This is a genomic window from Streptomyces fumanus (genome assembly GCF_014655295.1).
In the GTDB taxonomy this organism is placed as follows: domain Bacteria; phylum Actinomycetota; class Actinomycetes; order Streptomycetales; family Streptomycetaceae; genus Streptomyces; species Streptomyces fumanus.
Map to the genome: position 1 here is coordinate 1 of NZ_BNBI01000004.1, position 25,064 is coordinate 25,064.

Genomic DNA, 25,064 nt, shown 5'->3' on the forward strand with positions numbered 1-25,064 from the left:
GGGCGTCCAGGTCCCGGTCGGCCAGGTACCGGGCGGCGGCGAGCTGGTTGACGGTCGGGCGCGGGCCCGCGCGGCGCGGGCCGCGGCGAAGAAGGCGGCGGCCCGCCGGGCGGCGGCCCGGAAGGCGGCGGCCCGGCCCAAGCCGCGGGCCAAGCCCCGCTCCCAGCCGAGGCCGCGGCCCAAGCCGCGGCAGGTGCAGCGGGCGGTGAAGAAGGTCGCCAAGGAGGTCCGGGAGGAGGCCAAGGAGAGCGCCAAGGAGGAGGTGCAGACCCAGATCCAGGGCGAGAGCTGCGAGTTCAACAGCTTCCGGCCCGGAACGCTGGTGCTGATGGCCGACGGCTCCACCAAGCCGATCGAGAAGGTCAGGGCCGGCGACAAGGTGGTGGCCACCGACCCGAGGACGGGGAAGACCACCGTCCAGACGGCCGCGGCGACCATCACCGGCAAGGGCCGCAAGGACCTGGTCCGCATCACCCTCAAGGTCCATGACGGCTCCTCCGCCGCCAAGACCTCGACCACCACGGTCACCGCCACGGCCGGCCACCCGTTCTGGGTGCCGACCCTGCGGGAGTGGGTCGACGCGGGTGACCTCGAGCCCGGCCAGTGGGTCCGGACGTCCTCCGGCACCTGGATCCAGATCGCCACGGTCGAGGCGTGGACGGCGCCCGTGGCGACGGTCCACAACCTCACGGTCACCGACGTCCACACGTACTACGTGCTGGCGGGGCCGGTCCCGGTCCTGGTGCACAACGCCAAGTGCAAGACCGTCGCGGAGAACGACGCGGGCCGGTTCGGGGACCTCAACCCCGGTCAGCCCGGTGACGGCCTGGAGGCCCACCACATGCCGCAGGACGGTCTCGGCTTCCTCGCCCGCAACGAGGGCGGCGCCATCGTGATGAAGGCGTCCGACCACGCGCTGACGAGGACGTACAAGAGCCGGGGCCGGCGCACCAAGCGGCTGGAGGCGGGTCTTCCGTTCCGTACGGTGCTGGCGCGCGACATCTGGGACATGCGCCGGATCGGGCAGATCCAGTACGGCGATCCCGGTTACTTCAACACCGGAATCCGGCGGCTGCTCGCCTATTACCGCAGAATAGGCATGATCTAGCCCCGGCGGACGCCCGTGGCACGGAATATTCCGTGCCACGGGCGCTCTGCTATCGTGGCCGCATGTCCCGGTCCGCTGAATTGCTGCGACGTATACGCGAGGACGAGAATCTCACCGAACTCCTCGCCCACCACTTCGAATTCGACATCCGGCGCACCGCATACACGGACGCCCCGCGGCTCGCGTCCGGCGCGCCGCTGGAAATGATTGCCGGGGATTTCGCGGGCGGCGCATTCTATGAGAGCGGCGACGGAGCCGACCGGCCGGTGTGGTATGCCGGAAGTGAAGGCGAGGCGGGCATTATCGCCCCGGATCTCCGCGAAGCGCTCGTCCTTCTGATCGGCCTGCCGTACTGGCGGGACTGCCTGAAATTCTCGGACGACGGCGACCTGGACGCCATGCGGACCGCCGCCTCCTTCCTCCAGCGCGACCTGCTCGCCGGCGACCCGGAGCTGCCGTCCGCGCAGCGGCGGGCCGCCGAGGCGCTCGGGCTGGCCGTCGAGCCCGTACCGGTCCTGGTGGAGCGCCTGCACGCGACCGTGCGCGACACCGGTTCCGCCGACCTCTTCCTCGACGACACCGGGGAGTACGACGGACTGTTCGGCCCGTTCCCGCCGAGCCGCAACCCCCGCTGGCGGTGACCGCGCCCGCCGTTCGGATGGCGGCGGGAGGGCGGCACGGTGCCGTCGGCCCGGGTCCGGCCCCGCCGGGTGCCAGGGTCGGACCATGGACATCGGGTACAAACTGGCCTCCGAGGCGTTCGGACCGGAGGAACTCATCCGCCAGGCGGTGCGCGCCGAGGCGGCCGGCTTCGACTTCGTCGAGATGAGCGACCACTTCCACCCCTGGCTGGACGTGCAGGGACACTCCTCCTTCACCTGGACCGTGCTGGGCGCCATCGCGGCCAGGACCGAACGCATCGGCCTGGTGACCGGCGTGACCTGTCCCACCGTCCGCTACCACCCCGCGGTCGTCGCGCAGGCCGCGGCGACCCTCGCACTGGTCTCCGGCGGCCGGTTCGTCCTCGGCGTCGGCTCCGGCGAACGCCTCAACGAGCACGTCGTCGGCCCCGGCTTCCCCGAGACCGTCCGCGGCCGGCACGAGCTGCTGCGCGAGGCCCTGGAGATCATCCGCCTGCTGTGGCGCGGCGGCTACCACTCCTACGAGGGCAAGCACCTGCGCCTGGCGGACGCCCGGGTCTTCGACCTGCCCGAGCAACTCCCCCTGATCGCCGTGGCGGCCAGCGGCCCGAAGTCGGCGGGCATCGCCGCCGAACTCGGGGACGGCCTGTTCGCCACCGAGGACAAGGCGTCGATCGTCCGGCACTACCGGACCGCCGGCGGCTCCGGACCCGGCTACGCGGAGGTGCCGATGGCCTGGGCCCCGGACGAACGGTCCGCCGCCGAGGAGGCCCTGCGCACCTCCCGGTGGGCGCTGACGGGGTGGAAGGTGATGAGCGAACTGCCCAACCCCGCCAACTTCGAGGCCGCCACCACCACGGTCCGCGTCGAGGACATCCTGGGCAAGTTCGCCTGCGGCCCCGACCCGGACCGCTACCTGGCGGCCGCCCAGCGGTACGTCGACGCGGGCTTCGACCGGCTGGTGCTGCAGAACGCGGGCCCCGACCCCGACGGTTTCATCGACTTCTACCAGCGCGAACTCGCCGAGCCGCTGCGTGCGTTGCGCCCGTCCGGCGCCGCCTAGGCGGGCCGTCTCACCGGCCCACGGGATCGCCCTCGCCGCCGTCGCCCGGGGCGCGCAGGACCGCGTGACCGCCGTGATCGAGCGGCGTCCCCAGATGCAGGCGGGACGCCTCCCGGCCCGTCGCCGCGTCGACCAGGTGGACCTCGCCGTGGCCGCCCCGGGTGACGGCGACCCAGTCGGACCCCGGCGAAGCGGCCACCGCCCGGCGCTGGACGCCCTCCCAGGGGGTGCCGCCGCGCCGGGGGGCACCGGCCATCGCGGGCAGGGGGACGCGGCGGGCGGTGTGAGCGGCGTCCAGGAGGATCAGTTCGTCGCCGTCGGGATGGATACGGGTGAAGGCGGTGTGGTGCCGGGCCAGGGCCAGGCGGAACACCAGGCCGGGGCCGAGTTCGGTGCGTACCGTGCGGCCCGTGCCGAGGTCGTGGCACCACGCCTCGTTGGTCCACTCCGGCCACCGCAGCGGGTCCCCGGGGCCGCCGCGCAGCGTGGACCACAGGGCCCGTCGCCGGGGGTCGAGGCGCAGGTACCAGCCCCGCCCGGACGACCCCCACGGGAGCACCGCCTCCGCAACGAGCGTGTCACCTTCCCGGCGGGCCCGGTGCACCCCCTCGCCCGTCGCCGCGAACACCCGCCCGGCCTCCGGGTCCTGGGCGTCCCCGTGCCCGTCGTCCGGCAGCGGCAGCCGGTGGTGCGGCTCGGCCACGGGGCAGCCGGGCGGGGCCGCCAGCAGATCGGCGAAGCTGTGCGCGGCCAGCGCGCCGGGCTCCCGGTGCCGCAGCACGACCAGCGGATCGCCGCCACCCAGCACCGTGACGCCCGGCTCGCCCGTGCGGGTACGGACCCTCGCCACCTCTCCGGTCGCCCGGTCGACCACCGTCACCAGGTCCGACCAGGGCGTGCCGTTCGCGCCCAGACCGGTGGTGACGGCCAGCCGGCGGCCGGCCGGGTCGCCGGCCAGGTGCTCGGCGGGCACGGCCACCGGGACGGCGGATTCCACCAGCCGCTCGCCGTGGGGATCGAGCACCAGCAGCTCGCCCCTGCGGTCGTCGACACAGGCCACCCGCCCGCCCGGCAGCGCCAGGAACCCGGCGTGCTCGGAGAGGTGACGCCCGGTCAGACGCCCGATCCGCTCCCCGTCCGGCACGGTCAGCACATGGACGGACCCCGCCCGGTGATCGGCGACGAACAGCACGGCGGGCGGGACGGCGGTGGTCATGGGGCCTCCAGGGGCACATAGCGGCGGACAGCGGCGGGCACGAAGCGGCGGACACACGGCGGCTTTGTGAAAACGATTATCATGTATCTTCGTGGCGTTCCGGCTCCCCGAGAAGAAGCGAGGGCTTCGATGCTGCGCTCACCGTCCCGATGTGTCCGAGGCTGGATCGCCGCGGTGGCACTGATCCCGCTCCTGGCCAACTGCGGCACCTCCGCCGGACCCGCGGGCGCGGACGGCACCCCCGCCCCGAGGACCGAGGTCACGGTCGAACCCATCGAGGCGACCACCCGGCTGACCGACACCGCGGGCGTCGACGTCTCCCTGGAGGAGCGGCCCGAGCGGATCGTCTGCCTCTTCGCGCTCTGCGACGACATCCTCACCGAACTGGGCATCGTCCCCGTCGCCACCAACAGCGCGCTGCTCGCCCACCCCGGCTTCCTCGGCGAGCGGAAGGCGAAGGGCGTCGACGTCATACCCGGCGGGTTCATCGCCCCCGAGGTGGAGGCGATCCTCTCCCACAAGCCCGACCTCGTGATCGGCCTGGGCGACACGCACGGCAAGCTGGCCCCGGCGCTCAAGGACGCCACCACGTTCTGGGCGATGCAGCCCGAGTCCTGGCAGGACAGCGTGGGTTACCTGCGCGATGTCGCCGCGCTCACCGGCCGCACCGCCGAGGGCGAGAAGGCGGAGCGGGCCTTCCGCGCCAAGCTCGCCGCGGCCGAGAAGTCCCCGAGCGAGAAGACCGCCCTGGTCATCTACGGCAGCGACGAGAACTTCGGCGTCGCCACCCCCGACACGGACGTGACCGCCAGCCTGTTCCCCAAGCTCGCCGACTACCCCTGGAAGTCCCGTGGCGTGGAGGGCAGTTACAGCCTGGAGGAGATCCTCGCCGCCGACGTCGACGTGCTGTTCGTCGAGACGATGAGCTTCGGCGACACCGACGGCACCCTCTCGGAGAAGCTGGCCGACAACCCCCTGTGGGGCAGGATCCCCGCGGTGCGCGAGGGCCGGGTCCACGAGGTCGACTCCGAGGTGTGGGCCAAGGGCCGCGGCACCCGCTCCCTGGGCATCGTCCTCGACGAGGCCACGGCCGCGCTGCGATGAGGACACCCGAGCCGGACGCGAGCACGCCACCGTCCGCGCGCCGACGCGTCGTCTCCGCTCAACTCCTCCTGCTCGTCGTGCTGTTGGCCGCGTCGTCCATCTGCGCCCTGAGCCTCGGCACCCCCCGGGTCCCGCCGCATCTGCTGCCCGGCGCGCTGCTGGACGGGGACACCACCCTCGCCGGCCTCGTCGTCGGCGAACTGCGCGTCCCCCGGCTGGTGCTCGCCCTGATCGCCGGCACCTGCCTGGGCGCGGCGGGGCTCGTCCTCCAGGAGGCGCTGCGCAACCCCCTGGCCGTACCGGAGATGCTGGGCGTGTCGTCGGGGGCGGCGCTCGGGGTGGCCGCGCCGCTCGTGCTGTCCCTGTCGCTGCCCGCCGTCGTCCAGCCCCTGCTGGCCATCGGCGGGGCCGCGCTCGGCGGCGGGCTCACCCTGCTCGCCGCCGGGCTGGGCCGGGGCCCGTCCGCCGTCCTGCTGACCGGCGCCGCGGTCGCCGCCGCGCTCCAGGCCGCGCTGCTGGTGCTGATGGTCATGGCCGACCAGCTCGACCTCCAGCTCATCTACCGCTACTTGCTCGGCTCCCTCTCCGCCCGCACCTGGGACGACGTCACCGGACTGTGGCCGTGGCTGCTGCTGTCGGTCCCCGCGCTGGTGCTGTGCGCGCCGGTGCTCTCGGTGCTCAGGCTGGGCGACGAGGACGCGCGGGCGCTGGGCGTGCGCGCCCGGCGGGCCCGGCTGGCGGCCCTGGCCATCGCCGTCGTGCTGATCGCGCCGGTGACGGCGGTGTGCGGGCCGGTGGCCTGGGTCGGGTTCCTCGCGCCGCACCTGGCGCGACGGTTCGCCCCGGCGGCGGGTGCCGTGCGCTGGCTGCCCTGGTCCGCGGCCTGGGGCGCCGCCGTGGTGGCCGTCGCCGACGTACCGGCCCGGCTGGCCCTGGCCCCCGTGGAGACCCCGGCCGGCGCCTGGACCGCCCTGCTCGGCGTACCGGCGGGGGTGGCCCTGCTGCGGTCGGGACGACGCGGATCGGGCGGCGGGCGTGCGGGAGGTGGGCCGGCGGTCGGAAGACGTGCGGTCGGTGGGCGTGCGGCTGGTGGACCCGCGGGTGCGCCGTCCGTGTCCGCCGTCCGCCCCGGCGGGACACCGGCGCCCGGCCCCCGGAGCACGGAGGGGGCGCGATGAGCCGCCGTCTCGCGCTGCTCGCGGTGCTGGCCGTGCTCTGCGCCGGAGCCGAGCTGGTGGCCGGGCGCGGTATGGCTCCGGGCGCCGTCTGGGACGTACTGGCCGGGGGCGGTGACGCGACGGAGCGGCACATCCTGCTCCAGCTCCGGGTGCCCCGGCTGCTGGTGTCGCTGGGCGCGGGCGCGTGTCTCGCGGTGGCCGGGCTGGTCCTGCAGTCGGCCCTGCGCAACCCCCTCGCCGGGCCCGAGGTGACGGGCGTGACACCGGGCGCGGTGCTCGGAGCGGTCACCGCGACGGGGCTCGGGCTGGCCGGGTGGGACTCGCCCCTGGCCGTGGTCGTCGCCGCCTGCGCGGGCGGCTGCACCGGGGCGGCGCTGCTCTGGCTGCTGGCCGGGCGCGGCGGCGGCGACCCGGCGAGCACCGCCGTGCACGGGGTGCTGGTGTCGGCGGTGCTCGGCGGGCTCACCGCCATGGTGCTGCTGGTGGCGCCCGGCGAACTCGGCAGCGTCGTCCAGTGGCTGATCGGCACCACCGAGGGCCGGGTGTGGCAGCACTGGCACCTGCTGTGGCCGTGGGCGCTGGCCTGGGGCACCGCCGCCTGGCTGCTGGCCGGCCCGCTGACCCTGCTGCGCTGCGGCGACGACACCGCCCTGGCCGCCGGGCTGTCCGTCCGGCGGGCCCGCACCCTCGCCCTGCTGTGCGCGGTGGCGCTGACGGCGGGCGCGGTGGCCGCCGTCGGCGCCCTGGGCTTCGTCGGGCTGCTCGCCCCGCACCTCGCGGTGGCCGTCCTCGGCGCCGACCTGCGGGTGACCCTGCCCGGCGCGGCCCTGGTGGGCGCGGTCGTGGTGGGCGGGGCGGACGCGGCGGCGCAGCTCTTCTCACGCCTGCCGGTGCCCGCCCTGGACTCCGGGCGGCTCGTCCTGCCGGTCGGGGCGCTCACCGCCTGCCTCGGGGCCGTGCTGCTGCTGATCGTCGTACGCCGCACCCCGGACCGGACGTTCTGATGTCGACGGAGGACAGACCATGACCGAACCCGTGGGGATCCGCCTGGAGGGCATCCACTTCGGCTACCCCGCCCGGCCCGTGCTCCAGGGCGTCGACCTGACGGTCCGGCCGGGCGAACTGACCGCGCTCACCGGCCTGAACGGCTGCGGCAAGTCGACCCTGCTGCGGCTCGCCGCCGGACTGCTGCGGCCGCACCGGGGACGCGTCCTGCTCGGCGGGGAGGACCTCGCCCGGCTCTCCCGGCGCGCCACGGCCCGCCGGGTGGCCCTGCTGCACCAGACCGCCCCCGCCGTGCCGGGCATGACGGTACGTCACCTGGTGCGCCAGGGGCGGTACGCGGCCCGGGGCCCGCTCGGCATGCTGCGCGAGGGCGACGATCCCGTCGTCCTCCGGGCGCTGCGCGACGTCGGGGTGGAGCAGTGGGCCGACCGGGAGGTCGACGCCCTCTCCGGGGGTGAACGGCAGCGGGTGCGGCTGGCGATGGCGCTCGCCCAGGACACCCGGGTGCTGCTGCTGGACGAGCCGACCACGTACCTCGATCTGCACCATCAGCTCGATGTGCTGCGGACGGTGGTCCGGCTGCGCGCGGAACGCGGCCTGACGGTGGTGATGGTGCTGCACGACCTGGGCCACGCCGCCCGGTTCGCCGAGCGGATCGTCGCGCTGCGCGAGGGCCGGGTGGTGGCCGACGGGACACCGGAGGAGGTCGTCACACCGGAGCTGCTGGCCGATGTGCTGCGGGTGGCCGGCCGGGTGGGCCGGGACCCCGAGGGGGGCTGGCCGGTGTGTTACCCGGATCACCCGCTGCCCGATCATCCGGTGCCCCAGAACACTAGAATATGAAAATCATATTCACTAGAGTGTTGTTCGCGGCGCTCGACCGGGTGCCGCAACCGCCTTCCTCACAAGGAGAGTTCATGGACAACGAGCAGGTCTTCACGCCGATCGCCGACCCCGGTCAGCTCGCCCACGACTCCGCCTCCCACTCCAACGCCCTCGTCGAGAACCCCTTCGACGACACCGAGGAGTGAGTGCGAGCTGATTCCTGACCGTGGGCCCGCCCGTCGCCTTGCGGGCGGGCCCACGCCCATTCCGCAGCCAGACCCCCCTTCTCCCAGGAGGACCACCGACGTGTCCCGCAGTCAGCTCGCCCCCGGTGTCGAGGTCGTCGCCGTGCCCGGAAGGGGGCTCGCCGTCCGCACGGCCGACGGGGAGTTCCTCGGCGTCCGGACGGCGGACGCCGACGAGGACGCCCTGCTCGCCCGGCTCTCCGGCGCCGCCCAGGACCCGCCGGACGGGAAACTCGACCGGCTGGTGCGGGCGTTCGACGAGGCCGGGTACCTGGCCGGGGAGGCGCGGAGCCCCGGATGGCCGGCGGCCCGCCGGGACGTCCGGCTGCTGGGCGCCCCGGCGCTGACCGGACCGCTCGCCGCCCACCTGCGCGCCCTGGGCGCCGCCCCGCGCGCGGCGGAACCCGGCCGCTCGCCGGTCACCCTGGACGAGCTGCTCGACGGGGACCCCGCCGCCGTCGTCTGGTGCCTCGACGGACCCGTGCCCGACGGGCTGTGGGCGGCCGCCGACCGGCTGCCCGAGCGGGGCGTGGCCTGGCTGCGCTGCCACCGCGAGGGCTGGCAGGCGTACGTCGAACCGCTCGCCGCCGGCCCCGGGGACGTCACCTCGGCCCAGGTGCGGGCCCGCCGGCTCGCCGCCACCCCCGCGCACCGGGAACTGGCCGCCTACTGGAGCGGCCCGCGCACCCGCGGCCTGCCCGTGCCGCTCGGTGTCCCCGCGGCCGGGCTCCTCGCCGCGCTGCTCGCCGACGACCTCACCCGCTGGGCCACCGCCACCGACCCCGGCGCCCTGCCCGCCCGGCGGCGGCTGCGGCGCGTGGACCTGCGCACCCTGACCGTCACCGAACACCCCGTGCTGCCCGTCCCCGCCGTCGCCCCGACACCGGGGACGGCCGGATGACACCCACCACCGCGGCCGTCGCGGGGCTCGCCACCGACGTGCACCTGCCCGACGGCGACGGCCCCTTCCCGGCGGTCCTGGTCCGCACCCCGTACGACCGGCGCCGGCACCGGGCCGAGCTGCGGGGCTGGGCGCGCCGCGGGTTCGCCGCGCTGGCACAGGACGTACGGGGCCGGCACGCCTCGCCGGGGGAGTGGCACCCGTACCGCGACGAGGCCGCCGACGGGGTGGCGACCGTCCGCTGGATCAGACGGCAGCCGTGGTCCGACGGGCGGGTGGTGGCCGCCGGCGGCTCCTACGCCGCCCACTGCGCCCTCGTCCTCGGCACGGGCGCGGACCCGGAGGCCCGGGCGGACGCCGTGGTCGCCGCGGTGCCCGCGCTGGGCGCCGCCGAGACGGCCCGGGAACCCTCCGGCCCCGAACGGCTGCTGGCGCGCGCCGCCTGGTGGGCCGCCCACGGGGACCGGCCGGACTCCGACGAGGCCGCCCTGGAGCGGGCCCTCGCCGCGGACCCCGCACTCCTCACCCACCTGCCGCTGACCGGCCTGCCCGAGCGGCTCGGACGGGACCTGCCGTCCTGGCCGGGCCTGTGGCGGCGCGGACGCGGACGCCTCCTGGCGGACGCCGAGCGTGCCGGGGTGCCGCTGCTGGCGGTGGGCGGGCACCACGACCACTTCACCGAGGACACCGTCGCCCTGTGGCGGCGCTGGGGCGGCCCCTCGGCACGGCTGCTGCTCGGCCCCTGGGGCCACGCCCTCGGCTCCGCGCCGGGCGCCGACGCCGACCCGGCACACCGGGTGAACCTCGGCGACCTGTACGCGCGCTGGGCCCGCCGCGCCCTCGACGGCGACCTCGCCCCCGGCCGCCACGGCGCGGTCGCGCTCGGCGGCAGTCCCCGGTGGCTGCCGGCGGACACGGAGGGCGTACCGCGTACCCAGGACCTGCAACTGCTGCGCGGCGCCCGCTTCACCGCCGATCCCGCCCGGCCGGTGCGGTCCGGGGACCTGACCGTCCCCGCCGACGGACCCCCCGACCGCTGCCTGCTGGTCACCCCGCCGCTGCCGCGCCCGCTGGACGTGGTCGGACCGGTACGGGTGCGCCTGCGGGCCGCCGCCGACACCCCGTCCGCCGACTGGGCCGCCCGGCTCGTCGCCCTCACCCCCGAGGGCAGGGCCGAGCGGCTCGCCGTCGGGGTCGTCCGCCGGGACCGGCCGGTGGGGGAGCGGGCCGGGTTCACCGTGGAACTCGGGCGGCTCTCCCGCCGACTGGCCGCGGGCGTCCGGCTCCGGCTGGAGATCGCTGGACACCACTTCCCGGCCCACGCCCGCAACCCGCACACCGGCGACGACCCGGTCACCGCCGTCCGGCTGCTCGCCTCCCGCCGGGAGGTCGACCCGGCCGCGGTGGCCCTGCGCCTGCCCGTCCTCACCGCCCTTCCCGCCCCCACCGACCCCGCCAAGGAGATCCTGCGATGACCGCGCTGCCGCCGGAAGCACTCGTCGACCCCGTGTGCGGCATCGTCCGCAAGGTCAAGCCCGTCGAACACCCCGTGGGTGCCCCGCCCCGCTACACCGCGCTCACCGCGGAGATATCGGACGCCCGCAGACTTGGCCTGTGGCCCGCCGACCGGGTGTCCCTCGGCACCACCTTCGGCGACCCCGGAGCCGCGCGGATCGCCGCGATAGCCGAGGGCGTCGAGCGGTACTGCGGCAACCGGGTGCCACCGCCCGGCCACCCCGACGCCCCGCTGCGTGCCACGGCCGCCGAACTCACCGACAAGGGCCTGCGGCTGTACGGGCCCGGCGACCTGCCCGCCTACGCCGACTGGCAGTACGCCCAGGAGGGCTTCCCGTACCGCCCCTTCACCGCCGACACCCCGGCGCTGTGGACCCGGGGCACCGAACCGCTGCCCGGCGGGGGGACCGCCGAGGTGTGGGCGCCCGTCGCGCTCACCCACCTCAACTGGCGCCAGGGCGAGCTGCGCGCGCTGCCCCGCACGCACCACCTCAACTACGCGGGCATAGCCACCGGACAGGGCCTCGACGACGCGGTCGAACGCGCACTGCTGGAGATCGTCGAACGCGACGCCCTGGAACTGTGGTGGCACCTCGACGGACCGGCCCGCGGCATCGACCCGGCCAGCGTCCCCGGTCTCGCCGACGACCTCGCCGGATCGGCCCTCGACGTGCACCTGGTGGAGATGGCCTCCGAGTTCGCGCCCTGCGTGGCGGCACTCGTCCACGACCCCCGGCTCGGCCTGTACGCCGCCGGGTTCGCCTGCCGGTACGACCCCGCCGAGGCCGCCCGCAAGGCGGTCCTGGAAGCCGTCCACACCTGGGTCTTCACCCAGGGCCTCACCGACCCCGACGGGTGGGTCTTCCAGGCCGTGGAGGCCGGACTGCTCGCCCGGGGCCTGTACCTGGACCACCGCGCGGACCGCCGCTACCTCGACGCCTGCGGGGAACGGTTCGAGCGGGTCCGGGACCTGGGCGCACACGTCCAGGTGTGGCTGGACGAGCGGATGGCGGCCGAGGCCCGCCGGTTCACCGACCCGGCGCACGGCACCGTCCCCGTCGACGCGGTGGCACCCGGCGACCGGACCCGGCTCGACCGCGCCCTCGCCCGCGGCGGCCACCGCGTGATGACGTTCGACCTCACCACCGAGGACGTGGCCGAGACGTCCCTGCGGGTCGCCCGCGTCCTCGTCTCCGGGCTGCTGCCCAACGCCCCCGCCGCCTTCGGCTACTTCGGCTGCCCGCGCCTCGCCGACGCCGCCCTCGCCCGGGGCTGGCGCACCCAGGCACCGACCGGCCCGGAGGACTTCACCCTGGCTCCTCCGCCGCACATGTGACGGGCGGTACGGAACCGATGAGCGGCCCACCGCCTCTCCAGGGACCCGACGAGGCCGGCCTCGTCGCCGCCCTCGCCCGCGCCCGTTCCGCGGAACCCCCCGGTCCGGACACCGCCGCCGGGCCCGCCGTACGGGCCTGGCCGGGACCGGCGTACCCGGTGCCCGAGGCCGGACCCGGGGAACTCGACCTGCGGGCGCTGCTGCGGCACTCCCTCGCGGCCGCCGACCGCACCGGACGGCTGCGGCCGGCCCCCTCCGCGGGCGCGCTGCACCCGGTCGACGCCGAACTCGTCACGGGCGGCGGCTGCCCCCTGCCGCCCGGCCGCTACGGCTACGACCCGCTGCGCGACCGCGTCCACCACCTCGGCCCGCCGCCCGACGGCACCCCGCCCGGCGTGACCGTCGAACTCTCCGTCACCCCCCGGCGTACCGTCTCCCACTACGGCCACCGCGCCTGGCCGCTGCTGCTGCTGGACACCGGGCACGCCCTGGCGGCGGTGTGCCTGGCGGCCGGTGCGCTGGGCCCCTGCCGGGCCGTGCCCCGGATGGACGGCCGCGCGGCCGGCCCCCTCGCGGCGGTGCACCTCACCGTCCCCGGCCCGGCCGACCGCGACCGGCCGCCGGAACCGGGCGGGCTGCCAGCACCGGGCGGGCCCCCGGAACAGGGCGGGCCGCCAGCACCGGGCGGGCGCCCGGAACCGGACGGGCCCCCGGAACCGGACGGGCCGCCAGCACCGGGCGGGCCCCCGGAACCGGACGGGCCGCCGGAACCGAGCGGGCCGCCGGCCCGGCGCAGTGCGCCCCCCGAGGCGCTGCGCGGCACCCCGCCGCCGGAGGCGCTCGGCGCGGTCCTCGCCACCGCCGTGCGGGCGTCCGCCGGGGAACTGGGCTGGAGCGCCGCCGTCGGGGAACCCCGGCCCGGACTGGTCCGCCCCCACCCCGACGGCCGGTCACCGCGCCGGTACGCCACCGGCGACGCCAGGCCGACGCTGGCCGTGTGGGCCGCGGGCCAGGCGTGGCTCGCGGGCGCGGGCGCGGTGCTGCTCGCCCACGGCTGCCCGTCCGACGCCGACGCGGCCCGCATCCGCCGCACCCATCTGCGCGCCGGTTACGCCGTCCACCTCGCCGACGCCACCGCCCGCCGGCACGGCCTGGCCACCCGGCCCGTCGGCTCCTGGCAGTGCGCCGACCTCGGCGCCGCGCTCGGCGGCCCACCGGGCCGGGACTGGATCGTCCACGCCCTGGCCCTGGGCACCGGCCGCCGCGCCGGCGAGCGGGGGACGCCGTGATCAGCGCGGGCCTCGCACGTCACGCCGGCGAGGGGGACACCCCGTGACCGTGCGCGCACCGGCCCTCGCCACCCGTCCCGCCGACGAGAAGAGAACCCCGTGATCGTCCACCCCGAACTCCGCCGCGCCGCACGCCGTGCGCGCGGCCCGCTGCGCGCGGCCACCCTGCTCCAGGGCGCCGTCACCCTCACCCACCTGGCCCAGGCCGTCCTGCTGGCCGTCGCCCTGGCGGGCCTCGCCCGCGGGGACACCGACCGGCTGCCGCCGCTGCTCGGCGCGGTCCTCGCCGTCGTCGCGGCCCGTGCCGCGCTCGCCCACGCGCAGCGCCGCACCGCCACCCGCGCCGGAGCCGAGGTCAGGGTCGCGCTGCGGGACGACCTCCTCGCCCACCTCGGCCGGCTCGGCCCCGCCCACCTGACCACCGCCCGCGCCGGAGCCGTACGCACCACCCTCGTCGACGGCGTGGAGGGCGTCGACGCCTACGTCTCCCGCTACCTGCCCCAGCTCCTGGTCACCGTGACCGTGCCGCCCCTGGTGCTCGCCGCCCTCGCGGCCGTCCGGCCCGCCGCGCTCCTCGTCCTCGTCCCCGCGCTGCTGCTCGCCCTGGCCGGGCCGCGCGCCTGGGACCGCCTGCTGGCCGAGCGCGGCAAGGACCACTGGGACACCTACGAGGGACTCGGCGCCGACTACCTCGAAGCGCTCCAGGGCATGCCCGCGCTGCGGGCCGCCGGCGCGGTCGGACGCACCCGGGAGCGCCTGGAGCGGCGTTCGGCGGCGCTGCACCGGGCGACCGTCGCCAAGCTGCGGGTGTCCCTGGTGGACACCGGCATCACCGACCTGGCCGTGCAGGGCGGCACCGCCGCCGCAGCGCTCCTGGCCTGCTGGTCGGCGGTCACCGGCGCCACCGCGGCGACCGGCACCTACCTGATGCTGCTGCTGGCCTCCGAGTGCTTCCGGCCGGTCCGGGACCTGGCCCGCGAGTGGCACGCCGGATACCTGGGCGCCTCCGCCGCGGACGGCATCGCGGCCCTGCGCACCGCCCCGCCCGCCGTCCCCGACGAGGGCACGGCCCCCGCGCGGTGGCCCGGCCCGCCCGACGTACGGTTCGAAGACGTCGACTTCACCTACGACGGCGCCGACGCGCCCGCGCTGCGCGGGGTCACCTTCACCGCCGAGGCGGGACGGACCACCGCGATCGTCGGACCGTCCGGCGCCGGCAAGAGCACCCTGCTCGCCCTGCTGCTGCGCCACCACGACCCGCGGGGCGGCCGGGTCCTCCTCGGCGGGCGGTGCGCGAGCGAGTACCCGCTGGACGCGCTGCGCCGGAACATCGCCGTCGTCTCCCAGGAGACGTACCTCTTCCACGCCACCGTCGCCGAGAACCTGCGGCTGGCCCGGCCGGACGCGACGGACGAGGAGCTGACCCGGGCGGCCCGCGCCGCCGGGGTGCACGACGAGATCGCCGCTTTGCCCGACGGTTACGGGACCGTCCTCGGCGAACGCGGCGCCACCCTGTCCGGCGGCCAGCGCCAGCGGCTCGCCCTCGCCCGGGCGCTGCTGGCCGACGCCCCGGTGCTGGTCCTGGACGAGGCCACCAGCGCCGTCGACGAACGCCGCGAGGCGGACATCGTCCGGGCGCTGCCGGACGCCGCGGGCGGCCGGACCGTCCTGGTCGTCGCCCACCGCCTGGCGGCCGTCCGGCACGCCGACCGCATCGTCGTCCTCGACGGCGGCCGGGTCGACGCGATCGGCGACCACACCGCCCTGGCCGGCGCCGGCGGCGTCTACGCCCACCTCGTCGAGGCCGGGCACGCCCACCGGGAAGGAGTGCCCGCGTGAGCACCGCCGTCCCCGACCCGGGCACGCCCGCGGGCGGCTCCCTGCGCGCCCTGCTGCCCGCCCTCGCCGCGCACCGCGCCATGACGGTCCGCACCTGCCTGGCCGCCCTCCTCGAACAGGGCTCCCTGGTCGCGCTGCTGACCCTCGCCGCGCACACCGTGGGCACCGCCGTCATCGAGCACCGCGCCCCCTCGCCCGGCACCGTCACCGCGCTCGCCGCCCTCGTCCTCGTCCGCGCCCTGGCGACCTGGCGCGAGATGGACCTCTCGCACGACCTGGCCTACCGGGTGCTGGCCGCCCTGCGCGTCCGCGTCTTCGACGGACTGGCCCGCAGCGCCCCCGCCCGGATCGCCGGCCGGCGCAGCGGGGACCTCGCCGCCACCGCCATGGCGGACGTCGAGGCACTGGAGTTCTTCTACGCGCACACCACCGCCCAGCTCCTCGCCGCGGGCGCGGTGTTCACCGGGGGAACCGTTCTGCTGGCGGCGACCGAGCCGTGGCTGGCGGCGGCGGTGCTGCCGGTCGCCGCGCTGCTCGCCGCCGCGCCCTTCGCGGACGCGCGCGGCCTTAGGGCGCGGGGCGACCGCACCCGTACGGCCGCCGCGAGGCTGTCGGCCGACACCGTGGAGACCGTCGACGGGCTGCCCGAACTGCTCGCCGCCGGCCGACTGGCCGACCGCCGCCACCGGCTCGCCGAGCGCGGCCGGCAGCTCGGTGCCGCCCAGCGCGCCGAGGCCACCCGGGAGGCCACCGCCGCCGCCGTCCGCGATCTGCTGACCGTGCTCGCGGTCCTCGGCGTGGTCGCCGCCGCGGCCCGGTCCGTCACCGCCGGCCACCTGCACGGCGCGTGGGCACCGGCGGCCATGGCACTGGCCCTCGCGGTCCTGGGCCCCGTCGCCGAGTCGGCCAGGGCGCTGAGCCGGGCCGTGGCCCTGCGCGCCGCCGCCGCCCGGGTCGACGCCGCGGTACGGGCCCCCGCGCTCGCCCCGCCGCCCGCCGCCCCCCGCCCGCTGCCCGACGGCCCGCTCGGCGTCCGGCTGCACCGGGTGGGCTTCGACTACGGCGCCGGACCCGTCCTGCGCGGCCTGGACCTGACGGTGCCCGCCGGACGGACCCTCGCCCTGGTCGGCGCCTCGGGGGCCGGGAAGTCGACCTGCGCCCATCTGCTGGCCCGGTTCTGGGACCCCACCGAGGGCGCGGTCCATCTGATCCCCGGCGACGGCGACCCCGTCGACCTGCGGGACGTCGACGACGCCGAACTGCGCCGCGCGGTCGCCGTGGTCGGCCAGGACACCCCCCTCTTCCACGGCACCCTCGCCGACAACCTGCGGCTCGCCGCGCCCGACGCGGACGACGACCGCCTCGCCGAGGTGGCCCGGCTCTGCGGCGTCGACCGGATCGCCCCCCTGGACACCCTGGTCGGCGAGCGCGGCGCCACCCTCTCCGGCGGCCAGCGGGCCCGGATCGCGCTGGCCCGCGCCCTGCTCACCGGGCCCCGGGTCCTGGTCCTGGACGAGTCCACCGCCCACCTGGACAACGCCGGGGACGCCGAGCTGTCCGCCGCGCTGCGCTCGGCCGGCCGCACCACCGTGGTCATCGCCCACCGCCGCGCCACCGTCCGCCGGGCCGACCGCGTCGCCGTCCTGGAAGGCGGCCGCATCGCCGAGGAAGGCACCTGGGAGGAGCTCACCGCCCGCCCGGACAGCGCCCTCAACCGGATCCTCGCCGGCACCACGTGACCGGCACACGCGGCGGCACCGGTGGCCAAGTCCGGTCGGGGGCCCGTCACTTCATGATCTACAACGCTGTAGAGTTCACCCGTCCGGCGGTGTCATGGCGCCGGGCCGGGAGCGGAACGGGCGTCGGCGGGCGACGGGGCAGGCGGCGGCCCGGTGAGGGAGTGGGGCACCCCGATGACACAGGAGACGACGGCCGGCGCCCGCCGGAGGCTGGCGGAGCGCTGCCGTGCCGTGACGGAGGCGCGCGGGTTCGCCGTCGCGGTCTTCGCGCTCATCCTCGGCAACGCGCTGCTGCTCGGGGTGGAGACGTACAGCGGAGCCGTCGAGCGCTGGCACGGTGGGCTGAAGCTCGTCGAGCACGGCTTCCTGGCCGCCTTCACCGCCGAAATCCTGCTGCGCCTCGGCGCCCACGCCGACCGCCCGAAGGAGTTCGTCCGCGACCCGTGGAACGTCTTCGACGTCCTGGTGGTGCTGTGCGCCTTCGTCCCGGTCGTCCGCGAGAACGCCACGGTCCTGCGGCTGCTGCGGCTCGCCCGCGTGCTGCGCGCCGCCCGGTTCCTGCCCCAACTGCGCGTCGTCATGGTCGCGATGGCCCGCAGCCTGCCCGGCACGGTGAGCTTCCTGCTGGTCGGCGCCCTGCTGCTGTACGTGTACGCCATGGTCGGCTGGGTCTTCTTCGCCCCCGACGACCCCGAGCACTACGGCTCCCTCGGCCGCGCGGTGCTGACCCTGTTCCTGCTGATGACCCTGGACGGACTCGGGGACGCCGTCCGCACGGGCCTGGAGATCTCCCGCTGGAGCATCCTGTACCACGCCTCCTACGTCCTGCTCGCCTCGTTCGTCCTGGTCAACGTCCTGATCGGGGTCGTGCTCAACTCGCTGGACGAAGCCCGGGACATGGAACGGGACGCGGACGAGCGCACCCCGCCCGCACCGCCCGCCACCACCCCCGTGCCCGGCGATCCGCACCGCCTGGTGCGCGAGCGCATCGCCAGGGCACGCCGCGCCCTGGACGAACTGGAAGAGAGCCTCGGACCGCTCGCCCCGCCCCGCGCGGCGCGGGAGGACCCGAGCGAGCGCCGCACGCCCCCGTGCCGCGGAGCCCGCCCGGTACCCGCCCGTCATCCGTTCGGCCCGCCCGGGGCGGGCGGGGCCGCCGGGGGCGGTGCTCCTGGGGCACACTGAGGACATGGGCGACCTCAGTGCCCCGGGAACCCCGGCGCGGCGGCTGCCCGGGCGCCCGGAGAGTGTGGCGGAGGCCCGGCACTACGTGCGGGCCGCCCTCCACGACCTCGCACCGGACCTCGTGGACACCGCCCAGCTCCTGGTCAGCGAGCTGGTGACCAACGCCGTCCTGCACGCCCGCACGGAGGTCGAGGTCTCGGCCCGGGTCACCGGCGACACCGTCCGGGTGCGGGTGGCCGACCGGCGGCCGGACCGCGTCCTGGTGCCGCACGACTGCCCCTCCTACGCCGGTACCGGGCAGGGGCTCGCCCTGGTCGGGCTGCTGGCGCACCGGCACGGCGTGGTCACGGACGACCGGTCCAAGACCGTCTGGTTCGAACTGCGCCCCGGCACCCCGGCGCCGGCCACCGCCGGATGGGACGTGCCCGTGCCGCCCGCCGGCGCCGAGACGACCGTGACGCTGGTCGACGTGCCCGGCGCGCTCTACGCCGCCTCGCAGCAGCACCGGCACACCCTGCTGCGCGAGGCCGGGCTGGCCCTGGCCGCCGGCGACGACATCGGCGTACCACCGGACGACCTGCGCACCGCGCAGGACATGAACAACGCGGTCACCGCCGGGGTCACCGGGGCGCTGCGCCGGCAGCCCGCCGGGGCGGAGATCCGCTCCCTGCCGCTGGCGCTGCCGCCGGACGCCGCGCCGGCGGTGCGCACCCTGTGCGACGTGCTGGAGGCGGCCGAGGACGCGGCCCGTGAACAGCGGCTCCTGACCCTCCCGGCGCTGCCGCGCAGCCGGGTCTTCCACCACTGGCTGTTCGACCAGATCACCGGGCAGCTCGCCGGCGCTCCGCCCACCGCCTGGACGGTGGTCCCCAGGGAGCCGGGGGCCAGCCCCTCCGAACTGGTGCCGTGGGACCCCGGGCAGGTGCGGGGCAGCCGGGTCCCCACCATCGTCGCCGACGAGCGCAACGTGATCATCGCCGTCAACGGACCCGCGGGCGACCTGCTCGGCCACGGCCCGGACGACCTCGTCGGGCAGCCCCTCACCGTGCTCATGCCGGAACACCTCCGGAAACGCCATGTCACGGCGTTCTCCGCGCTGCTGCTCAGCGGGCAGCCCCGCATCCTCGGCCGGTCGGTGCCGCTGCCCGCGCTGCACCGCGACGGGCATCTGGTGCCCGTCCGGCTGTTCATCCAGACCCAGGAGACCGCCGACGGCCGGACCGTGTTCATCGGCCAGCTCACCCCCCGGGCGACCACCCCCGAGTCCCCGGCGGACCGCTCCGGCCGGGTACGGAACGCCACTCCGCACGCGCCGACCGGGCCGCCGCCCGAGGCCATGCGCGGGACCGGCTCCGGCCCGGGGCACGGCCGGGGCAGCATGACGGCGGTGGAGCGGCTGTCACTGCTGGCCGAGACCGGGGCCGCGCTCAGCAACGCCTCCGACCTGGAGGAGGGCCTGCGGCACGTGGGCCGGATCCTCACCGCGCGGCTGGCCGACTGGTGCGCGGTCGACCTGTTCACCGAGGACGCCGAGCTGGACCGGGTCTGCCTGGTGCGCCGCGGCCCCCGGGGACCGTGGTCGGGGGAGTACGAGGGCCGGCTCCCGCCGGTGACCGAGAGCGCCCGCGGACCGCTGGCCCGGGCCCTGCGCGGCGCGGGCCCCCTGCTGCTCGCCGGGGAGCCGCCGCCGGACCAGGTGGCCGGCCCGCTCGACACCCACTACCGGGAGCTGTTCCGGGCGCTGGGGACGAACAGTGCCGTGGTGGCGCCGCTCAGGGTGCGGCGCGAGGTGATCGGCGCCCTCACCGTCGCCCGGGACGGGCAGGGCCGGCCGCTCACCGAGGAGGACCTGCCGCTCGTCGACGACCTGGTGCGCAGCCTCGCCCTGGGCGTGGACAACGCCCGCCTGTACCAGGCGACCCGGAACATCGCCCAGCGCCTCCAGCACTCCCTGCTGCCCGTCCTGCCCGAGGTCCCGCACCTGGAGCTGGCCGCCCGCTACGCGGCCTCGTCCACCACCGCGCAGGTCGGTGGGGACTGGTACGACAGTTTCGTGGTGCCCAGCGGTGACACGGCGGTGGTCATCGGCGACGTGACCGGGCACAACCTGGACGCCGCCATCGCCATGAGCCAGTTGCGCAGCATGCTGCGCGGCATCGCCGTGGACCGCCAGGAGCCGCCCGGCATGGTGCTGCGCCGCCTGGACCTGGCCAACCACACCCTGCACCGGGAGGCGACGGCCACCTGCGTCTACGGCCTGGTCAAGGGGCCGGAGCAGGGACCCTGGGAGCTGGTGCACTCCTCGGCCGGGCACGTACCGCCGCTGCTGATCACCGCGGAGGGCCGCACCCATTACCTGGAGGACGGCTCCGGGCTGCTGCTCGGCATGGACACCGGCATGCCCCGCCCCCAGGCCCGCGACGCGCTGCCCGCCCACTCCACGCTGCTGCTCTACACCGACGGCCTCATCGAGCGCCGCGGCGAGTCCCTGGACCGGGCCATGGACCGGCTCCGCCGGCACACCTCCGCCCTGGTCCACGAGCCCCTCGACGTCTTCTGCGACGAACTCCTGATCGGGCTGGGCGCCGACAACGACGACGACATCGCCCTCCTGGCCGTCCGCCCCGCCCCGCCGCCGCCCTGACCGCGTGCCTCCACGGGCGGGGGCGGTGTCTCACCCGCCGAGCCGGGGCGGGACCCAGGCGTGGTGGCGCAGGATCATGCGGATCGCGGTGCGGGAGGGCGTCAGCCGCATCGCCGTGTCGCGCAGGGCGCCGGCCAGCGGGTGGGAGAGCTGGTGGCCCATCCGTCCGGCCTGCCGGGCGGCCCGCGCGACGGCCTGGCTGCGGGGGCGGCGCTCGGCGTCGTAGCGGGCGAGCGCGGCCTCGACGGTGGGCGCGGCGGCCAGCGCGGCGGCCAGCGTGACCGCGTCCTCCAGCGCCTGGCAGGCACCCTGGCCCAGGTTGGGGGTCATCGCGTGCGCCGCGTCGCCGAGCAGCGCGATCCGGCCGGCCGTGAACGACGGGAGCGGAGTGCGCAGCTCGGTGACGTCGTGGTGCAGCACGTCGGAAGGGCGGGTGGCGTCCAGCAGGGCCGGGATCGGGTCGTGCCAGTTGCGGAACCGCCGGCGCAGCTCCGCCAGCGGGTCGGCGAACCGGGTCCGGGCGGGCAGGGTCAGCACGGCGTGCCACTCGGCCCGCCCGTCCGTGAAGGCGATGTGCCCGAACTCGGCGCCGCGGCCCCAGGTCAGCTCGAAGTCGGTGCGCGGGTCGACCGGCCGCTCGGTGACCGCGCGCAGCACGGTCGAGCCGCTGTAGACCGGGCCGGGGTGGTCCGGGAAGAGGCGGCCGCGGACCTGGCTGGCGACTCCGTCGGCCGCCACGACCAGATCGGCGTCCAGCACCGTCCCGCCGCAGTCGACCCGCACCGTCCCCGGGCCGGTCTGCCGCACCGCCGCCGCCTCGGCGCCGATCAGGAGCGCCTCGCCGGGCAGGGCCTCGCGCAGCAGCTTGTGCAGGGTGGCGCGGGGGATGCCCATGATCGGCGTACCCACCGCCCGCTCCAGCGCCGCCCCGTCCATCCGGGCCAGCCAGCCTCCCCCCGGCGTGCGGGTGCCGCCGCTGTACTGGCCCCGCGCGGCGTGCCGGACGGCCTCGCCGACGCCCAGTTCGTCCAGTGCCCGCAGCCCGTTGGCGGCCAGCGAGATGCCCGCTCCCGCGTCGCCGAGCACGGGCGCGCGCTCCACGACCGTCACGTCCCAGCCGATGCGGCGCAGACCGATCGCGGCGGCCAGCCCGCCGATGCCCCCTCCGACGACCACTGCTGTGTTGCCCATGGCGCACCCTCATTCTTCTACACCTGTAGAAACGGAGGCTACCCGAGGCTCTACAGGTGTAGAAAGGGGGGTATGGCTTCGGAACGGCGCACCCTCCTCGCGGACGCGGCCCTCGACGTGCTCGCCGACGAGGGCATCCGCGGCCTGACCCACCGGGCGGTCGACCGGCGGGCCGCGCTGCCCCCCGGCACCACCTCGGCCTACTTCCGCACCCGCGCGGCACTGCTGACCGCTCTGGTCACCCGCCTGGTCCGGCTCGACCAGGCGGAACTGCACACGGCCGCCGGGGAACTCGGGCCCCTGCGCACCGCCGCGGACCTGGTGGACGGCCTGGCTCTGCTCACCCGGCGGCGGCTCACCGGCGAGGGCCGCCGCCGCTCGCTGGCCCGCTACGCCTGCGCCGTGGAGAGCGTGCGCGACCCCGAACTGCGCGAGATCCTCGTGCCCCGCGAGAACGCCGGCCGCGAGGCGGTCCGGCAGTTCCTCGCCGGACACGGCGTGCCCGACCCGGACGACCGCACGCACACCTTGCTGACCTGCGTCGACGGCCTGGTCTTCGACCGCCTGGTGAGCGACGGCGGCGAGGTGCCGCGCACCGCCCTGGAGGGCCTGGTCGCCGCCGCCCTGCGTTAACGCCACCGCCCCCCGTGTCCGGGCCGGGCCAGGGCACGGGCGCGACGGCGCGGGTGCGGGTCCCGGGGGCCGGCCGCCGGGTCCCGGGCGGTGCCGTCGGCGCCGCCGAGTTCCGCCAGGCCCGGGATCGGACGGCCGTAGGGGGAGCGGGCCGGGCGGTCCAGCAGCTCGTAGACGCGCCGCTCGGCGGCCTCGCCCAGCACGTGCTCCCAGCGGCACGCCTCGGCGTGCGCCTCCTCCCGCGCCAGCCCGATCACGTCGATCAGGAGGCACTCCGCCAGCCGGTGCTTGCGCAGCACGCGCGTGGCGAGCCGCCGGCCCTCCGGGGTCAGCTCCAGGCGCCGGTCGCCGGCGACCCGCAGCAGGCCGTCGCGGGCCATGCGGGCCACGGTCTGGCTGACCGTGGGCCCGCTCCGGCCCAGGCGCTCGGCGATCCGGGCGCGCAGCGGGACCACGCCCTCCTCCTCCAGCTCCAGGACGGTACGGAGATACCGCTCCGTGGGATCGATGAGGCGGGACATGCCGCTGGTCAGGCGGGCGTCTCGGCGGTGGCGGTGAGCACTGCCCGGCCGAGGGTGTGACCGGACATGGTGAAGCCGAGCAGCGCCGGTGTGGTGTCGGCCGGGACGCCGAGGGAGGCGACGTCCAGGGCGTGCACCACGACGAAGTAGCGGTGCGGGCCGTGCCCGGCCGGCGGGGCGGCGCCGAGGTACCGGGCCGCGCGGGCGTCGTTCGGCAACTGGAAGGCGCCCTCGGGCAGCCCCGAGCCGGTGTCGTCCCCGGCGCCCTCGGGCAGCGCGGTGACGGTGGCGGGGATGTCGGCGACCGCCCAGTGCCAGAACCCGGACCCGGTGGGGGCGTCGGGGTCGTAGACGGTGACGGCGTAGCTCCTGGTGCCCTCGGGCGCGCCGCTCCAGGACAACTGCGGGGAGACGTCCTTGCCGCCGGGGACGCCGGAGGAGAGTTGGGCGGCCGGCCACGGGGCGCCGTCGGTGACGGTGGTGCTGGTGACGGTGAAGGACGCCGCCTCGGGGAGGCGGGCGAAGGGGTCGTTGGCGCGCATCGGCGTCGTTCCTTCCGGATGGGGCGGGCTGGGCTGGGGTGCGGTGGACCGGCGGCGCACGCTCGCGCCGCCGGTCTCGGCTCGGTGCCGACCGCTGAATCGACAGTAACACGGATAATCGATTATCCAAGGGATCGTCTACAGTGGGGGCATGACTAAGACGGCCCCCAGCTCCGCCCCGACCGGGAAGCGGATGCTCTCCGAGCAGGTCTACGCACACCTGCGGGACGCGATCATGCGCGGCGACTACGCCCCGGGCGACGCCCTCAAACCGCAGGACCTCGCCAAGCAGCAGGGGGTGAGCCTGGCCGTCGTACGGGAGGCGCTCGTCCGGGTGGTCGGCGAGGGGCTCGCCGACCGGCTGCCCAACCGCGGGTTCGCCGTACCGGCCTTCTCCGACCGCCGCTGGCAGGAGATCGCGGAGGCCCGCCGGACCATCGAGCCGGTCGTGCTGCGCCTGGCCGTCGAGCGCGGCGACGTCGACTGGGAGGCCCGGGTGCGGGCCGCCCACCACCGCCTGGCCCGCACCCCGCCCTATGTGCCGGGCGAGGGCGAGCACTACAGCGCCGCGTGGGCGGAGGCCCACCGGGTCTTCCACCGCACCCTGCTGGAGGGGTGCGGCAACCCCGTCCTGCTGGAGACGTTCGACCGGCTGTGGACCGCGAGCGAGCTGGCCCGCCGCTGGGCGGCGCAGCGCACCCCCGGCCGGGACGGCGCCGACGAGCACCGCAGGCTGGAGGAGGCGGCGCTGGCCCGCGACGCCGACACCGCGGCCGAGGTGCTCACCCAGCACCTCACCCGGACCGCGGCGGCCCTCGACCCTGCCGGACCCGCCGCACAGCGGACCCCGTAGGCGGGCCGGCCTACCGGGAACGCCGCGCCGCCCGGTCACGGGCGGCGTCGTGGGCCTCCCGCAGCAGCCGCAGCACCGTGTCCCCGGTCCGCTCACCGGGCACGACCACGCAGACCCAGCCGAGCGCCCCGTACACCGGGTGCGGCAGCACGGTGTCGGCCACCGCGTAGTCGGGACGGGACCCGGCGGCGCCGGGGGTCCGCCCGGTGAGCCGCCGGAACCCGGCCCGGCCGACCTGGACGTTCACCCGCCAGCGCCCCGGCGGGTCGAGGTCGGAGGCGGTGTCGTCGGGGTAGTCCTTGGTGACGATGGTGCCGTACGGCTGCCCGTGCCGCGGCACCCGCCCGTCGGGGGCGTAGTAGAAGAAGGCGTCCCCCCACGCCAGTTCCGGGAAGCCGCTCCCCGGCCCGGGGGTCAGGACGAGCGCGCCGTCGAAGCCGCGCACGGCCGCGATGATCTGTTCCATACTCATGGTTCGAGCATGACCTTCA

General features: G+C 76.6%; 22 protein-coding genes and 1 pseudogene. 18 read left to right on the top strand and 5 right to left on the bottom strand.

Going from position 1 to position 25,064, the window contains the following annotated elements; all coding sequences use genetic code 11:
* The 3 genes from IE316_RS09485 to IE316_RS09495 form a co-directional block, all read left to right on the top strand.
* Positions 1-1,108, top strand: a 1,108-nt coding sequence (locus IE316_RS09485) for a polymorphic toxin-type HINT domain-containing protein (protein ID WP_229910301.1), incomplete at its 5' end; no start/stop codon positions are given.
* A gap of 62 nt (positions 1,109-1,170) precedes the next feature.
* Positions 1,171-1,749, top strand: a complete 579-nt coding sequence (locus tag IE316_RS09490) for a hypothetical protein (protein WP_190203762.1) — start codon at positions 1,171-1,173, stop codon at positions 1,747-1,749.
* A gap of 85 nt (positions 1,750-1,834) precedes the next feature.
* Positions 1,835-2,812: a TIGR03557 family F420-dependent LLM class oxidoreductase gene (locus IE316_RS09495; protein WP_190203763.1), complete on the top strand. Its 978-nt coding sequence runs from the start codon at positions 1,835-1,837 to the stop codon at positions 2,810-2,812.
* 10 nt (positions 2,813-2,822) lie between these two features.
* Here the strand turns inward: IE316_RS09495 and IE316_RS09500 are convergent, their stop codons facing one another.
* Complete coding sequence (locus IE316_RS09500) at positions 2,823-4,028, bottom strand: YncE family protein (protein ID WP_190203764.1); 1,206 nt, start codon at positions 4,026-4,028, stop codon at positions 2,823-2,825.
* Positions 4,029-4,157: 129 nt separating this feature from the next.
* Here IE316_RS09500 and IE316_RS09505 point away from each other — a divergent pair, with 129 nt between their 5' ends.
* From IE316_RS09505 to IE316_RS09560, 13 genes are all read left to right on the top strand, one after another.
* Positions 4,158-5,132: an ABC transporter substrate-binding protein gene (locus tag IE316_RS09505; protein WP_190203765.1), complete on the top strand. Its 975-nt coding sequence runs from the start codon at positions 4,158-4,160 to the stop codon at positions 5,130-5,132.
* 83 nt (positions 5,133-5,215) lie between these two features.
* Positions 5,216-6,310 carry a FecCD family ABC transporter permease gene (locus IE316_RS09510; protein WP_190204176.1) on the top strand — a complete coding sequence of 365 codons (1,095 nt, stop codon included), beginning with the start codon at positions 5,216-5,218 and terminating at the stop codon, positions 6,308-6,310.
* On the top strand, positions 6,307-7,314 hold the full coding sequence (locus IE316_RS09515) for a FecCD family ABC transporter permease (protein ID WP_190203766.1): 1,008 nt from the start codon (positions 6,307-6,309) through the stop codon (positions 7,312-7,314). The genes IE316_RS09510 and IE316_RS09515 overlap by 4 nt, the downstream gene beginning before the upstream one ends.
* 19 nt (positions 7,315-7,333) lie before the next feature.
* A complete protein-coding gene (locus tag IE316_RS09520) occupies positions 7,334-8,158 on the top strand; it encodes an ABC transporter ATP-binding protein (protein ID WP_190203767.1) in 825 nt (274 codons plus the stop codon).
* Between the two features lie 74 nt (positions 8,159-8,232).
* Entirely contained in the window at positions 8,233-8,346 is a 114-nt protein-coding gene (gene amiA, locus IE316_RS35925) for a streptamidine family RiPP (RefSeq protein WP_268257637.1), read from the top strand.
* A gap of 100 nt (positions 8,347-8,446) precedes the next feature.
* Positions 8,447-9,286, top strand: coding sequence for a hypothetical protein (locus IE316_RS09525; protein WP_190203768.1), 840 nt, complete (start codon positions 8,447-8,449; stop codon positions 9,284-9,286).
* Entirely contained in the window at positions 9,283-10,761 is a 1,479-nt protein-coding gene (locus IE316_RS09530) for a CocE/NonD family hydrolase (RefSeq protein ID WP_190203769.1), read from the top strand. The genes IE316_RS09525 and IE316_RS09530 overlap by 4 nt, the downstream gene beginning before the upstream one ends.
* Positions 10,758-12,137 carry a YcaO-like family protein gene (locus IE316_RS09535; protein WP_190203770.1) on the top strand — a complete coding sequence of 460 codons (1,380 nt, stop codon included), beginning with the start codon at positions 10,758-10,760 and terminating at the stop codon, positions 12,135-12,137. Before IE316_RS09530 ends, IE316_RS09535 begins: the two co-directional genes overlap by 4 nt.
* Positions 12,138-12,154: 17 nt before the next feature.
* The gene (locus IE316_RS09540) at positions 12,155-13,426 is read left to right on the top strand and encodes a nitroreductase family protein (RefSeq protein ID WP_190203771.1); all 1,272 of its coding nucleotides are present in this window, start codon (positions 12,155-12,157) and stop codon (positions 13,424-13,426) included.
* Positions 13,427-13,525: 99 nt separating this feature from the next.
* On the top strand, positions 13,526-15,265 hold the full coding sequence (locus tag IE316_RS09545; protein WP_190203772.1) for an ABC transporter ATP-binding protein/permease: 1,740 nt from the start codon (positions 13,526-13,528) through the stop codon (positions 15,263-15,265).
* Positions 15,262-17,004, top strand: coding sequence for an ABC transporter ATP-binding protein (locus tag IE316_RS09550; protein WP_229910302.1), 1,743 nt, complete (start codon positions 15,262-15,264; stop codon positions 17,002-17,004). The genes IE316_RS09545 and IE316_RS09550 overlap by 4 nt, the downstream gene beginning before the upstream one ends.
* A 174-nt stretch (positions 17,005-17,178) precedes the next feature.
* Positions 17,179-18,189, top strand: a complete 1,011-nt coding sequence (locus IE316_RS09555) for an ion transporter (RefSeq protein WP_190203773.1) — start codon at positions 17,179-17,181, stop codon at positions 18,187-18,189.
* Positions 18,190-18,193: 4 nt separating this feature from the next.
* Positions 18,194-20,833, top strand: a complete 2,640-nt coding sequence (locus IE316_RS09560; RefSeq protein WP_190203774.1) for a SpoIIE family protein phosphatase — start codon at positions 18,194-18,196, stop codon at positions 20,831-20,833.
* A gap of 30 nt (positions 20,834-20,863) precedes the next feature.
* Here the strand turns inward: IE316_RS09560 and IE316_RS09565 are convergent, their stop codons facing one another.
* A complete protein-coding gene (locus IE316_RS09565; protein ID WP_190203775.1) occupies positions 20,864-22,024 on the bottom strand; it encodes an FAD-dependent monooxygenase in 1,161 nt (386 codons plus the stop codon).
* 72 nt (positions 22,025-22,096) lie between these two features.
* Here IE316_RS09565 and IE316_RS09570 point away from each other — a divergent pair, with 72 nt between their 5' ends.
* A complete protein-coding gene (locus IE316_RS09570; RefSeq protein ID WP_190203776.1) occupies positions 22,097-22,657 on the top strand; it encodes a TetR/AcrR family transcriptional regulator in 561 nt (186 codons plus the stop codon).
* A 92-nt stretch (positions 22,658-22,749) separates the two neighbouring features.
* Here IE316_RS09570 and IE316_RS09575 read toward each other — a convergent pair.
* Both IE316_RS09575 and IE316_RS09580 read right to left on the bottom strand, forming a co-directional pair.
* Positions 22,750-23,178: pseudogene (locus IE316_RS09575) on the bottom strand (metal-dependent transcriptional regulator); the annotation flags it as partial.
* Between the two features lie 8 nt (positions 23,179-23,186).
* The gene (locus tag IE316_RS09580) at positions 23,187-23,720 is read right to left on the bottom strand and encodes a YbhB/YbcL family Raf kinase inhibitor-like protein (protein ID WP_190203778.1); all 534 of its coding nucleotides are present in this window, start codon (positions 23,718-23,720) and stop codon (positions 23,187-23,189) included.
* A gap of 151 nt (positions 23,721-23,871) precedes the next feature.
* Between IE316_RS09580 and IE316_RS09585 the strand changes: the two genes are divergently transcribed.
* On the top strand, positions 23,872-24,573 hold the full coding sequence (locus IE316_RS09585; RefSeq protein ID WP_190203779.1) for a GntR family transcriptional regulator: 702 nt from the start codon (positions 23,872-23,874) through the stop codon (positions 24,571-24,573).
* A gap of 10 nt (positions 24,574-24,583) precedes the next feature.
* Here IE316_RS09585 and IE316_RS09590 read toward each other — a convergent pair whose 3' ends face one another.
* Positions 24,584-25,039, bottom strand: coding sequence for a DUF6194 family protein (locus IE316_RS09590; RefSeq protein WP_190204178.1), 456 nt, complete (start codon positions 25,037-25,039; stop codon positions 24,584-24,586).
* Positions 25,040-25,064 lie beyond the last annotated feature (25 nt).

Excerpts from the sequence above, each read along its gene's own strand:
- IE316_RS09490 (WP_190203762.1), top strand. The coding sequence starts at position 1,171 with ATGTCCCGGTCCGCTGAATTGCTGCGACGTATACGCGAGGACGAGAAT.
- IE316_RS09495 (WP_190203763.1), top strand. The coding sequence starts at position 1,835 with ATGGACATCGGGTACAAACTGGCCTCCGAGGCGTTCGGACCGGAGGAA.
- IE316_RS09500 (WP_190203764.1), bottom strand. The coding sequence starts at position 4,028 with ATGACCACCGCCGTCCCGCCCGCCGTGCTGTTCGTCGCCGATCACCGG.
- IE316_RS09505 (WP_190203765.1), top strand. The coding sequence starts at position 4,158 with ATGCTGCGCTCACCGTCCCGATGTGTCCGAGGCTGGATCGCCGCGGTG.
- IE316_RS09515 (WP_190203766.1), top strand. The coding sequence starts at position 6,307 with ATGAGCCGCCGTCTCGCGCTGCTCGCGGTGCTGGCCGTGCTCTGCGCC.
- IE316_RS09520 (WP_190203767.1), top strand. The coding sequence starts at position 7,334 with ATGACCGAACCCGTGGGGATCCGCCTGGAGGGCATCCACTTCGGCTAC.
- amiA (WP_268257637.1), top strand. The coding sequence starts at position 8,233 with ATGGACAACGAGCAGGTCTTCACGCCGATCGCCGACCCCGGTCAGCTC.
- IE316_RS09530 (WP_190203769.1), top strand. The coding sequence starts at position 9,283 with ATGACACCCACCACCGCGGCCGTCGCGGGGCTCGCCACCGACGTGCAC.
- IE316_RS09535 (WP_190203770.1), top strand. The coding sequence starts at position 10,758 with ATGACCGCGCTGCCGCCGGAAGCACTCGTCGACCCCGTGTGCGGCATC.
- IE316_RS09540 (WP_190203771.1), top strand. The coding sequence starts at position 12,155 with ATGAGCGGCCCACCGCCTCTCCAGGGACCCGACGAGGCCGGCCTCGTC.
- IE316_RS09555 (WP_190203773.1), top strand. The coding sequence starts at position 17,179 with ATGACACAGGAGACGACGGCCGGCGCCCGCCGGAGGCTGGCGGAGCGC.
- IE316_RS09560 (WP_190203774.1), top strand. The coding sequence starts at position 18,194 with ATGGGCGACCTCAGTGCCCCGGGAACCCCGGCGCGGCGGCTGCCCGGG.
- IE316_RS09565 (WP_190203775.1), bottom strand. The coding sequence starts at position 22,024 with ATGGGCAACACAGCAGTGGTCGTCGGAGGGGGCATCGGCGGGCTGGCC.
- IE316_RS09570 (WP_190203776.1), top strand. The coding sequence starts at position 22,097 with ATGGCTTCGGAACGGCGCACCCTCCTCGCGGACGCGGCCCTCGACGTG.
- IE316_RS09580 (WP_190203778.1), bottom strand. The coding sequence starts at position 23,720 with ATGCGCGCCAACGACCCCTTCGCCCGCCTCCCCGAGGCGGCGTCCTTC.
- IE316_RS09585 (WP_190203779.1), top strand. The coding sequence starts at position 23,872 with ATGACTAAGACGGCCCCCAGCTCCGCCCCGACCGGGAAGCGGATGCTC.
- IE316_RS09590 (WP_190204178.1), bottom strand. The coding sequence starts at position 25,039 with ATGGAACAGATCATCGCGGCCGTGCGCGGCTTCGACGGCGCGCTCGTC.